Source organism: Nonomuraea sp. NPDC003804, from assembly GCF_040610675.1.
Classification (GTDB): Bacteria; Actinomycetota; Actinomycetes; order Streptosporangiales; family Streptosporangiaceae; genus Nonomuraea.
The window spans coordinates 1-11,371 of the sequence record NZ_JBEXMT010000037.1 but is presented as its reverse complement, the minus strand read 5'-3'; the positions used below and the strand labels follow the sequence as shown (position 1 = coordinate 11,371).

At 73.3% G+C, this 11,371-nt stretch carries 7 protein-coding genes and 1 pseudogene; 3 read left to right on the top strand and 5 right to left on the bottom strand.

Annotation, left to right across the window (positions count from 1 at the left end; all coding sequences use genetic code 11):
• Nucleotides 1-158: 158 nt before the first annotated feature.
• Nucleotides 159-671: a fasciclin domain-containing protein gene (locus ABZX22_RS37610; protein WP_354919565.1), complete on the bottom strand. Its 513-nt coding sequence runs from the start codon at nucleotides 669-671 to the stop codon at nucleotides 159-161.
• A 213-nt stretch (nucleotides 672-884) separates the two neighbouring features.
• On the opposite strand from ABZX22_RS37610, the gene ABZX22_RS37605 reads away from it, so the two are divergent.
• Nucleotides 885-2,396 (top strand): SDR family oxidoreductase, encoded by a 1,512-nt coding sequence (locus ABZX22_RS37605; protein WP_354919323.1) that lies wholly within the window; start codon nucleotides 885-887, stop codon nucleotides 2,394-2,396.
• 158 nt (nucleotides 2,397-2,554) lie between these two features.
• Here ABZX22_RS37605 and ABZX22_RS37600 read toward each other — a convergent pair whose 3' ends face one another.
• Complete coding sequence (locus ABZX22_RS37600) at nucleotides 2,555-5,302, bottom strand: VIT domain-containing protein (protein ID WP_354919320.1); 2,748 nt, start codon at nucleotides 5,300-5,302, stop codon at nucleotides 2,555-2,557.
• Nucleotides 5,299-6,351, bottom strand: coding sequence for a MerR family transcriptional regulator (locus ABZX22_RS37595; protein WP_354919317.1), 1,053 nt, complete (start codon nucleotides 6,349-6,351; stop codon nucleotides 5,299-5,301). Before ABZX22_RS37595 ends, ABZX22_RS37600 begins: the two co-directional genes overlap by 4 nt.
• A 110-nt stretch (nucleotides 6,352-6,461) precedes the next feature.
• Here ABZX22_RS37595 and ABZX22_RS37590 point away from each other — a divergent pair, with 110 nt between their 5' ends.
• A complete protein-coding gene (locus tag ABZX22_RS37590; protein WP_354919314.1) occupies nucleotides 6,462-6,929 on the top strand; it encodes a DNA starvation/stationary phase protection protein in 468 nt (155 codons plus the stop codon).
• 102 nt (nucleotides 6,930-7,031) lie between these two features.
• On the opposite strand, the gene ABZX22_RS37585 is transcribed toward ABZX22_RS37590, so the two are convergent.
• Nucleotides 7,032-9,731, bottom strand: a complete 2,700-nt coding sequence (locus ABZX22_RS37585) for a P-loop NTPase fold protein (protein WP_354919313.1) — start codon at nucleotides 9,729-9,731, stop codon at nucleotides 7,032-7,034.
• Nucleotides 9,732-9,873: 142 nt separating this feature from the next.
• On the opposite strand from ABZX22_RS37585, the gene ABZX22_RS37580 reads away from it, so the two are divergent.
• Complete coding sequence (locus ABZX22_RS37580) at nucleotides 9,874-10,971, top strand: alkaline phosphatase PhoX (protein WP_354919311.1); 1,098 nt, start codon at nucleotides 9,874-9,876, stop codon at nucleotides 10,969-10,971.
• Here the strand turns inward: ABZX22_RS37580 and ABZX22_RS37575 are convergent.
• Nucleotides 10,953-11,371, bottom strand: a pseudogene (locus tag ABZX22_RS37575) (TetR/AcrR family transcriptional regulator); the annotation flags it as partial. The gene ABZX22_RS37580 and the pseudogene ABZX22_RS37575 overlap by 19 nt on opposite strands.

Sequence of the window (11,371 nt, the reverse complement as noted above, 5' to 3'; positions counted from 1 at the left end):
TGCCTGCGGTACTCGACGCAAGAGTGGGTGATGCACCCCGACCCCGTGGAGATGCCGGGCCTCCCGAACTCGCGACGGTGAGAACCCCCGCCCGCTCTGGCGCACGGTGGGCCCTCGCCCGGTCTGGCGGACGGTGGAGGCCCGAGCCGCCGTGCCGGTTACTCGGGCATGAGGACCCTGTCGATGACGTACACGGTCGCGTTGGTCGTGCGAACGTCGCCGCAGACCACCTTGGCGTCATTCACCCGATAGCTCTCTCCCGAGCCCGAGGTGGTCAGCCGGCCGCCCTCGAGAGTGGTGAGTGTGGCGTCGGCCAGGTCGGTGGGCGTCTGCTCACCCTTGACCACGTGATAGGCGAGGACCTTGGTGAGCATCTCCTTGTCGGCCAGTACGCGATCCCGCGTCTGTTTCGGGATCGCGGCGAAGGCGGCGTTCGTCGGCGCGAACAGGGTGATGTCCTTGGCGGAGTTGAGCGTGTCCACGAGCCCGGCCTTCGCCACGGCGGCGGTCAGCGTGGACAGCGCGGGGGTGGTGGACGCCGCCGTCGCCACGGGCTGCTCGGCCATCGCGCTGAAGCTGCCGGTGCCCGAGTCGGGTACGGCCGAGCACGCGGGACCGAACGGCTCCTCGGCCGCCCCGGACATGGCGGTGGCCATCGTGCTGACCGCCATGGTGGCGGCCAGGGTCAGGGCCGCCGGAAAAAGGAAGATGCGTGTCATGGTGCTTCCTTGTCTGGGATTGTGTCGTCAGCCCGGTATTCGGGCGTTCCGGTGGCCCGGAGGCGACAGGCGGCCCAAGAAACGGCAAAGCATGACAATTCCATTGAGCTGTCAAGAAAGGTCAAAGCGTGACGAGCCCGCCGTTCTGCGGGGCAAGCGTGCTGTATGGCTCGATGTCTGGTGACCGGGGCGAGCGGGTACATCGGCGGACGGCTCGTACCCGAACTGCTCGCCGCCGGGCACGACGTGCGCTGCATGGTGCGCTCGGCGGGACGGCTGCGCGACCTGCCCTGGGCAGGACGAACCGAGATCGTCGAGGCCGACGCGCGCGACCTCGGCCGGACCGCCGACGCCCTGCGCGGCATCGACGTCGCCTACTACCTCATCCACTCCATGAGCGGCGGCCGGGACTTCGCCGCCGCCGACCGGCAGGCGGCGCGCACGTTCGCCGCCGCGGCGCGGCGTGCCGGGGTCCGGCGGATCGTCTACCTCGGCGGCCTCACACCGGAGCCGGGCGAGGGCCGGGCCGTCTCGACGCACATGAGCTCCCGCGCCGAGGTCGGCGAGATCTTCCTGTCGTCCGGGGTGCCGACCGTGGTCCTCCGCGCCGCGGTGATCATCGGGTCCGGGTCGGCCTCCTTCGAGATGCTGCGGTACCTGACCGAGCGGCTGCCGGTGATGACGACGCCGCGCTGGGTGCGCAGCAGTACCCAGCCCATCGCCGTCCGGGACGTGCTGCGCTACCTCGTGGCGTGGGCGGCGATCGACGAGGAGGTCAACGGGGACTTCGACATCGGCGGGCCCGACGTGCTGACCTACGCCGAGATGATGAACCGCTACGCGGCCGTGGCCGGCCTGCCACCGCGACTGATCATCCCCGTGCCGCTGCTGACACCCAGGCTGTCGAGCCTGTGGGTTGGGCTCGTCACGCCGGTCCCCGCCTCGATCGCCCGCCCCCTGGTGGAGTCGCTGCGCACCCAGGCCGTGTGCCGCGAGCACGACATCGCCCGGTACGTCGGCGACCCGCCGGACGGCCTGATCCGCTTCGACCTGGCCGTCTCACTCGCGCTCCAGAAGATCAAGGAAGTCGACGTGGCGACCCGATGGTCCTCGGCGGCCGTACCGGGCGCGCCGAGCGACCCCCTGCCCACCGACCCGGACTGGGCGGGCGGCAGCCTCTACATCGACCAGCGCAGCGCGGTCGTCAGCGCCGCCCCCGAAGAGCTGTGGGGGGTCATCGAGGGCATCGGTGGCGAGAACGGCTGGTACTCCCTCCCCGTCGCATGGAAGATCCGCGGCGTCCTCGACCGGCTGGTCGGCGGGGTGGGCCTGCGCCGAGGCCGCCGCGACCCGCTGCGGCTCCGGGTCGGCGACTCCATCGACTTCTGGCGGGTCGAGGAGATCGAACACGGACACCTGCTACGGCTGCGCGCCGAGATGCGGTTGCCCGGACTGGCCTGGCTCGAGCTGAGCCAGCGCCTCGAGAACGGGCGCACCGTCTACTACCAGCGAGCCGTCTTCCATCCCCACGGTCTGCTCGGGCACCTCTACTGGTGGACGATCCTCCCCTTCCACGGGCTGATCTTCGGCCGGATGCCGAGGAACGTGGCGGCCGCGGCCCGTGACACCGCGCGCCGAGGACGGGGTGACGGGCCACGGGTGAGCCCCGGAGGGTGAGAGATGACGGCGGGACCCAGGGGCGGACACGCTGACGACAGGGCATTGCCCTCCGCCGCCGGGTCACTGGACTGCTGGATGGAGGCCGCGCGGCGGTGAATCCACGCGGCCATGGGCTGTCGGACCCTCCATCCTGTCTCCGAACGCCGGACCTGTCCTCAGCCTCCTCGTTTCCAGAACGGGCGGGACCGGCGGGTGGCGGAGTCGGTGGAGGACTCGCCCACCAGCAGGGTGAGGACCTCCACCGCGCGTGCCCACAGCGCGTCCGTGTCGGCGCCGGGGTGTTCGGCCGCTTCGAGTTCGGTGGCCAGTGCCGACAGCTCGGCATGACCGCCGAGATGGGCGGCGAGGGCGGCCAGCCTGCTGCCCAGGTCGGCCAGGTAGAGCCGGCGGTCGACGAGGACCGTCTTCAGCCGGTCGAGTTCGGCCACCAGTTGCGGTGTGACCAGGTCGAGTGACTGCCCGGCCGCCGGACGCGGCGGGGTGGCCTTCCCGCGGCCGAGCCTGGCGCTGAGCCCGCGGGACGGCCTGCCACGCGTGACGCGTGCCGCGTCCTCGCTCGCTTCGCGCGAGGGTCCCTCAGGCAACCAGCGCACCCCGCCGGACCCGCCGGGTCCACCGCGGTCGCCGCTTCCGCCGGGCAAACCGGAGACACCGGACCCTCCAGATCCAGCAGGCTCTCCAGCCCCGGGCTCTCCAGCTCCGCCGGGCCCTCCAGCTCCGCCGGGCCCTCCGGGTCCTCCGGATCCACCAAAGCTGCCGTGCTGTCCGGTGTCTGACGGTCCTGCTGGTGCTGCCGGTCCAGGCGCGGACTCCGCGACGTGGGCCGCGCCGAAATCGCCCGAGAAGCCGCCGGAGGCCGCAGCGCCGGGCTGGGGCAGGCCCCGGGTGACCGGCGAGCCGGTACGCCTGGGGGCGGCCGGCCTGGGGGCGGCCGGCCTGGGCGGGGTGACGGGAGCGGCGGCCGCCATCGCGATGAACATCATGCCGGACGCGGCGGGTGGCGCCATGGGTGACTCCCACCCGCTGGGCGGTTCGACGGGCTGGATCACGTGGTGTTCGGGGGCGCCGTCGGTGACCTGGCGGGTGTCGACGGCGACGTATGCGGTGAAGCGGCACAGCACGCCGTAGGTGAGGGAGGTCTCCACGATCCTGGACTCCAGGTCGTGCTCGCCCATGGCGTAGCGGTCCTCCAGGTCGCGCAGGTGCGCGCGGGCCCAGACGGCGCGGATGGCGGGATTGTCTACCACGGCGCCGGGAACGGTCTGCTCCCACGGCGCGCCGCCCGCGAGACCGTGGACGGTGACGGAGGAGCCGTCGCGGTAGCGTCCCGACACGGTCAGCGGGACGCCGGGGAAGATCGCGCCCAGGTGGGTGACGGTGCCGGTCTCGACGTCGAGGCCCTTCAACGACAGGTCGGTGACCAGCGGGGCGCCGATCCTGCGGTGGATGTGGTCCATGGCGGCGTCGAGGCGGTCCTCCGACTCGACCAGCTCACAGCGGCCGGCGCCGAGGCTGGCGAGCCTGCCGAGGAAGCCCGCGTTGACGGCCCTGTCGATGCCGACGACGTGCACGCGCATGGCCGACAGGGCGCCTCCCGTCTGCTCCAGGATCTGGTCCTCGTTGCCGACCTGGCCGTCGGTGACCAGCACGACGATCCGGTCGCGAGGCCCGTCCTCGACCGGCTCGCCCGGCACGGTGGCGGGCTCGCCGACGGGCCCGCCAGGCGGGGCAGCGACGCCGTCCTGGGCGAAATGCGTGCCGGCCGTCCAGGGCTGGGCGAGCAGGGTGATGGCCTGCCGGAGCGGGGCGAGCAGTTCGGTGCCGCCGCGTGCGTCGACCCTCGACAGGTGTTCGACCGCGCGGTAGCGGTTGCGGTCGGAGGCCGCCCGCAGCCCCTCGAACGCCGGCTCCACCACCGAGTCGAACGTCAGCACCGCGAACCTGTCGTCGCCGGTCAGCGTGTCGACGATGCGGGCGGCGGCGCGCCGGGCCGCCACCATCTTCCAGCCGGTCATGCTGCCCGAGCGGTCGAGCAGCAACACCACGTCGCGGGGGGTACGCCGCTCCTGGAGCGCGGGCGGCAGCACGGTCAGGTCGAAGGTGCCCTCGCCGTCGAGCAGCAGCGCCGTCGAGGCGTCGAAACCCAGGCGCAGGATGAAGTCGCGGTCGAGGCGCTCGCCGGGGCGTACCTCGACGGTCGTGCCCTCGCGCTGGACGACGTGCAGGCTCGAGGCCAGCTCGCGCAGTTCGAGGCCCGCCGGATCGACGTCGGCGCGCAGCGACAGCCGTACCGGATGGGGGAAGCCCGGCAGCAGCACGGGCGGGGTGACGCGGGAGGCGTCGGGAACGGCGTCGGTGTCGGGGGCCACGCCGCCGCCCGCGGGGGCGCCGTCGACGGGCGCGCCGGGGATGTAACGGGGCGCGACCACGAGGGGGAAGCGGAAGGTGGCTGCACCGTCCTCGTACGGCAGCGGCTGGCTCAGCGTGAGGCGCACGGTGACGCGCTCGCCCGGCAGGATGTTGCCCACCGTGATCGTGAAGACGTCGGGCCTGTCCTCCTCGGCGAGTGCGGCCCGCCTGCCCTCGCTGAGCGCCCTGTCGTAGTCGGCTCTTGCCTGGCCGCGCTCCTTGAGCACCCCCTCGATCACCCGGCCGTCGGCCTCCATCGTGAACGCGGTCACGGCCGCCCTGTCCGGCAGCGGGAAGACGTATGTGGCCTCCAACGTCACGTCGAACGGGTTGCGGAAGCCCTGGGCCACCTCCACGCCCGCGATCAGCCCGCTGATGCGCGCGACGACGTCGACGCTCTCCAGCGGGAGGTTGCCGCGCTCGGTCCGCAGCGCGCCCATGCCGGCCTCGGGGAGCGGCAGGCACTCTGTCGGGTCCAGCGAGATGATCTTCATGTCGCGCTCCCTTCGTGGAGGCGGCGCTCTTCGAGCACCGCGAGAAGCGGTCCGGCGGCGGCGAGGACTGCCTCGATGTCGGCTTCTGAGGGGGTACGGCCGGCGCCGTCGATGAGCAGCGTCACGCCCTCGGCCAGCCGTACGCCGTGGACGGGCCATGACCGCGGGCCGTGCTGGGGCCGGCGCGCCCAGAACCTCGGCCGTGCGCCTTCACCCGGCCACACGGTGTCGGGGCCGCCCGGAGCGCCGAGGAGCGGGGCCGGAGCCATCCAGGACCCTCCGTCGGGCGGCCAGGCGGATCCGGGTCCCGCGGCGGGGGCGGACGGCGACGGCGGGCTGGGGGACGACCCGCCGGGAACCGCCGGGGGCCATGACGGCGGCGCTGGGTCGGCGGTGAGAGACGCGTCGGGCCCGGCGCCGGCGGCAGGGACCTGGTCCCGGCGTGGAGCGAGGTCGTGGGTCGGTGCGGGGACCCGTGAAGGGTCGCGGGGTGGCGCCTGGTGTGGCGCAGGGCCGGGGGTGGCTTCGGGACGGAGCGCAGCGGTCGCGGGCGGTCGGGGGGCGTTCGGTGGAGCGGACGCCGAAGGAGGGGCATGAGGCTGCGGGGGAGTCGGCCCCGGTGCGGCGGGGGCGGCCTGGGCAGGCGCGGCCGGGACCGGCGGGGGAACGACTGTGCGCTCCTGGGTAGACGGCTCGGCGGGGACGGGCGGGGGGTGCGGGGGAGAGCTCTCGGTGGGCGGGGTGAGGTGGGCGGCCCGGGCGAGCATCGTGTCGGTGGCGCCCGCGAGAGCGACCTGGATCTCGGCGATGGACGATCCGTCGGCCTGCATCCGCTTGATCGCCACCAGTTGCAGCAGGTGCCGCCGCCCGTAGAGGGCCACCCTGCCGCGCCTGGTGAGCGGCGGGTCGAGGAGCCCGATCGTGGCATACCACCGGATCAGCCGCTCGCTCGGCACCTCGCGCACCCGGCCGTTGACCTGCTGGCCCGAGGCGCGCAGGTGCTCGGCGGCGCGCTCCGCCAGCTCGCTGATCGTCCAGGTCTCGCTCATGATGCAACAATGACACTGTCATCGTTGCAGTGTCAAGATGGGGAAGATTCGGCTGGTGGCCGGGGTTGTTACGGGGGAGACCAGATTGTCGAGCGACGAGAGGAAACCTCATGGCTACGATCACCGGACCGCTGTCGGGCGACGCGCGCAAGGTTGTCGCGGAGGCACTGCAGGGGGCGCTGGTCGACCTGATCGATCTGTCTCTGGTGGGCAAGCAGGCCCACTGGAACGTGATCGGTCCCCACTTCCGTCCGCTGCACCTGCAGCTGGACGAGCTGGTGACGGTCGCGCGTGAGCACGCCGACACCGTCGCGGAGCGAGCCGTCGCGCTGGGGATCAACCCCGACGGGCGCTCGGCCACGATCGCGGCGTCGACGAAGCTGCCGCAGCCGGAACACGGCTGGATCGAGGACGGCAAGGTCGTCGCGACCTTCACCGACATCCTCGAAGGCGTCATCCGGCGGATGCGGGAGCGGGTCGCCGCCACCGACGAGCCGGACCCCGTGACGCAGGACCTGCTGATCGCCGTCACGCAGGACGTCGAGAAGCAGCACTGGATGTTCCAGGCCCAGCGCTGACGTCACGGCCCTACGCCGGACACGGCACCCGAACGGCACGCGCACGGCCCTGCGCCGCGCCGGGCGACGGCCCCGGGCGGAGGCCGCAGGAAGGGCGGAGGGCTACAGGAAGAAGGCGGCCAGCGTGGCGATCGGGGGGCGGGTGGCCAGCAGCAGGCGCAGCCCCTCCTCCGTCCCGTGGGTGGCCACCTCGGCCTCCACCAGCGCCCGCAGCCACGCGTCGCCGTCGCCCCGCAGCGCCGCACCTTCCAGCCGGTCGAGCACGGTCGCGCCCGGGTGCGCCTCCCTGGTCAGCGCCGACAGCAGGTGCGGCCACCCCACCGTGAGGGCGGCCAGCTTGGCCACCGCCGCGTCGGGCGTGCGGGGCGCCCCGGCCAGCTGCCGCCGGTAGCTGACGAACGAGTAGAAGCGGAACACGTTGAGGTACCGCTTCACCTCGCGCGGGTTGCGCAGGTCGAGCCACGGGAGGGTGCCCCCGATGGCGTGGAAGGCGTTCTCGTCGCTGTAGAGGTCGCCGAAGACGCGATCGGCGGCCCGCCGTACCTCTTCGGGGCGGGCGCCGAGGGCGTGCTGCGCGTGGCGGACGCTGTGCTCCAGCGTCGCCGACGTGGGCGACAGACGCCTGATGGCGGCCTCCACCTTGTCGATCTCCTCCTCCCGTACGGGTTCGGCGGACGGCGGCGCGTCGTCGGCCTGCAGGCCGAGCAGGCCGCGCAGGTAGTGGGGCAGGCGGTCCTCGTCGAGCTGCGGCACGCTCAGCGGCAGCTGCACGATCTTCTCCAGGAACCGCCAGCCGACGCCTTCGGGCAGCCGCAGCCCCCGGTAGGCGTTCTCGACGTGCGCGGCCACCACGTCGGGCTCCATCGCCAGTACGAAGACGCAGTTGGGGAACTCGCCCGCCAGGAACAGGTTGATCGCCTCGATGACGTGCGCGACCGTGCCGGCGGAGCAGCGGTCGAGGTCGTCGACGAACACCACCAGCGGGCGTTCGGGGGTGGCCACCAGGTCCAGCACGTTGCGCATGTCGGTCTGCACCAGGTGCAGGAAGCCTGCCTTGCCGCGGTAGCCGTGCTCGCCGGCGAGACCGAGCGGGTCGGCCGGGCGCATCAGGTCGCTGAAGCTGCCGCTCGCCGCCTCGCCGAAGAACCTGGCCATCCGCAGCGTCCCGGTGATCATCGAGGCCAGGGCGCCCGACGAGCCGATCGCGGCGGCCGCGCCCTTCAGCCACGGCAGCAGCTGTTCGGCCGCCAGCGCCGCGCCGGACAGCAGCAGCGTGCCGGCCAGCGCGATCCCGACGGGCGCGAGCCTGGTGAGGGCCAGCCGGTAGGCCTGGCGGCGGACGGACTCCCTGTCGACCCGGGTGAGGTTCAGCTCCAGCCAGAAGCGTTCCCGCTCGGCGGGCGGCAGGCGCCGGGTGACCTGCGTGATGATCTCGTGGGCGAGACCGGCCCACACCTGCTCGCCGTCCTGGTACATCCACGGGTTGAACCAGACCGTCGGCCGCCAGTCGCCCCCGGCCTCCGGTACGGCCCGGCCGGCGCGCGGGGCGACCGCCCGCCGTACCCGATCGAGGATCTCGGCGTTGGTCACCTGGCCGCGCTCGCGGCGCGGCACGCGCAGCCCGACCGGGTTCTCGCCGCTGGCTCCCGGGTCGAGAAGTTCCTGCACCATCCGCATGAGTGAGGTCTTGCCGACGCCCCACGGCCCTTTCACGCCGATCGTCAGCGGCGGCTGGGTGTCGGAGTGGCGGATGAAGGCGGCCATCGCCTCGGCGTAGACGCGGTGCCCGAGCCGGTCGTCGAGCGTCCACCGGTCCGGGGTCAGGCGGGCTCTCGGCCGTACGGCGGTGCGGCCCGCGCGCAGCCGCCGCAGGTTCCACGCCAGCCGGTCGGCCTCCTCGAGCGTCAGCAGCGATCCGCCGAACTCGCGTACCGCCTGGTGCGGAACCGGGGCCAGGCCCCAGCGGACCAGCTCGTCCAGGCCTTCGCGGGCGTCCAGCAGGGCGGCGTGGTCGGCCGTCAGCTGCTCGGCGGGCCCGAGCAGCGAAGCCACGGGCAGCAGCCGCCGTGCGGCCTCGCTCAGGTGCAGGTCGTGGACGCGGGCGACGATCTCGGCCGCCGATTCGGGCACCTCCCGCTCGCCCACCGCTCTCAGCATGGCCGCCGTGTGCGCCAGCGCCACTTCTCCCGGGGTACGGCCCGCGCTGACGGTCACGTCCTCGATGTCGCCGTGGCCGAACATGATCGCGCGCAGGTCGGAGCCGCGTTCCTCGTAGGCTTGCTGCGCCATGCCGTACAGGTCGGCGACCGTGACCGCGTCGCGCCGGGACAGCAGGCCGTCGGCCAGCAGCCCAGTGAGGGAGGGGGCGGGGCCGGGCCGCTCGGTGCCGCGGCCGAGCGCGGCCGTCAGGGCGGCGGCGGCCACGGGCGGGTCGCCCGGCACGTTGAGCCGCGCGTGGCCGGGCTGCTCGGGGCCGGTGTGCAGCACCCAGCCGAAGTCGACCACCAGCAGGAGCGCCGCCGCGCAGGAGTCGCCGAGCCGCCGCGAGAACTCGGCGATCAGTCCCGTGAACGCGCTCGGCACCCACGCCGATCCGGCGGGCCAGCGGACCAGCAGCAGCTCGCCGGGCTCTGCCGACTGGAGGAAGGCCGCCAGGTCGGGGAAGGGGGTTTCAGGGCCGCAGGTGCGCACGCCGAACGCGCACTGCCGGAGGGCGTGCGCGAACCTGCGGGAGGGCTCACCGTCCAGGAAGACCAGGGCCCTGCGGGCCTTGATCCGGGGTGCCGGCCGCATGGGTGTCATGTCCAGGATGCTGGGACCCAGGATCGGCGGTGGCGCAGGGTTTGCGCAGAGTTTGACCGCGCGATCCCTTTCCATTCATGTCATTCCGATCGACTGGGCACGGGCTTGGGCCTAGCGTGGCAACCGACAGGGAGGGCCCCACATGTTGCGCAGAACTCTGCTCCGCACGGGCGCCGTCGTCGTCGGCTCCCTGTGGCTCGGCTCGCCGGAGGCCCACGCCGCCGCCGGCCCCTACGGGCCGCTCGGCAAGCCCAACGCCGACGGGCTGGCGCTCCCCAAGGGCTTCACGGGCCGGGTGGTGGCCCGTTCGGGGCGCAAGGTGGCGGGCCTGAGGTGGCACGCCGCCCCGGACGGCGGTGCCTGCTTCCCCGACGGCGACGGCTGGATCTACGTGTCCAACTCCGAGATCCCGCTGCTCGGCGGCGCGTCGGCGCTGCGGTTCGGGCCTGACGGCGCCGTCCGCGACGCCTACCGCATCCTGTCGGGCACCGACCTCAACTGCGCCGGCGGCGCCACCCCGTGGAACACCTGGCTGTCGTGCGAGGAGATCACCAGGGGCCGCGTCTTCGAGTGCGACCCGTACGGCTCCCGCGCCGCCCGCCCCCGCCTGGCCATGGGCCGCTTCAAGCACGAGGCCGCCGCCTGCGACCCCGACCGGCATGTCGTCTACCTGACCGAGGACGAGCCGGACGGGTGCTTCTACCGGTTCAGGCCGCGCGACTGGGGCGATCTGACGGAGGGCACGCTGGAGGTGCTGACCACGTCGGGCGCCTGGCGGCGTGTCCCCTCGCCGGCCGCGCTCACCAGGGCCACCCGCCACCAGGTCGACGACGCCAGGCACTTCGACGGCGGTGAGGGCTGCCACTACATGGGCGGCGTCTGCTACTTCACCACCAAGGGCGACGGCAAGGTGTGGGCCTACGACGCCGTCAAGGGCAGCCTGGAGCCGCTGTCGAGGGTGCGGGGCGCCGACAACGTCACCGGCACGGAGGCGGGCGAGCTGTTCGTCGCCGAGGACGGCGGCAACATGGAGATCAGCCTGGTCGGCCGCTCGGGAGAGGTCTCCCCGTTCCTGCGGCTGTCGGGCCACGACCGGTCGGAGCTGACCGGGCCCGCCTTCTCCCCCGACGGCAGGCGGCTCTACTTCTCCTCGCAGCGGGGCAGGAAGGGCGACGCGGGCGGCCTCGACGGCCACACCTTCGAGGTGACGGGGCCCTTCGCTCAGGCGTTGCTCAAGTAGCCGGTCAGCGCCGCCTTCAGCTCCTCGGTCAGCGCGGGCGAGTGGTGCGGGACCACGGCCTTGACCATGGAGACCGCCATCGTGCCCATCAGCAGGGCCCGGTCGGGGTCGAGGCCGGGGGAGCGGCGCAGGAGCAGCGCGGCGACCTGCTCGGCGATCGCCGCGTGCAACCGTTGCGAGGCGGCCGCCAGCCGGTCGCCCGTGGCCGAGCCGTACAGCAGGGCCCAGTAGGCGGGCGAGCGGCTCTTGAAGGCCACGCTCTCGTCGACGAACGCCGCCACCAGGGCCTTCAGCGGCACTTCAGGGGTGACGGCGGCCAGCCGCTCGGCCCAGTACTCGCCGCGCTCGACGGTGTAGCGGGCCACCAGGCCGTCGAGGATCTCGTCCTTGTTGCGGAAGA

What these genes read in the sequence shown, in the direction of transcription:
- ABZX22_RS37600 (WP_354919320.1), bottom strand. Translation starts at nt 5,302, where the DNA reads ATGAAGATCATCTCGCTGGACCCGACAGAGTGCCTGCCGCTCCCCGAG.
- ABZX22_RS37605 (WP_354919323.1), top strand. Translation starts at nt 885, where the DNA reads ATGGCTCGATGTCTGGTGACCGGGGCGAGCGGGTACATCGGCGGACGG.
- ABZX22_RS37590 (WP_354919314.1), top strand. Translation starts at nt 6,462, where the DNA reads ATGGCTACGATCACCGGACCGCTGTCGGGCGACGCGCGCAAGGTTGTC.
- ABZX22_RS37585 (WP_354919313.1), bottom strand. Translation starts at nt 9,731, where the DNA reads ATGACACCCATGCGGCCGGCACCCCGGATCAAGGCCCGCAGGGCCCTG.
- ABZX22_RS37610 (WP_354919565.1), bottom strand. Translation starts at nt 671, where the DNA reads ATGGCGGTCAGCACGATGGCCACCGCCATGTCCGGGGCGGCCGAGGAG.
- ABZX22_RS37580 (WP_354919311.1), top strand. Translation starts at nt 9,874, where the DNA reads ATGTTGCGCAGAACTCTGCTCCGCACGGGCGCCGTCGTCGTCGGCTCC.
- ABZX22_RS37595 (WP_354919317.1), bottom strand. Translation starts at nt 6,351, where the DNA reads ATGAGCGAGACCTGGACGATCAGCGAGCTGGCGGAGCGCGCCGCCGAG.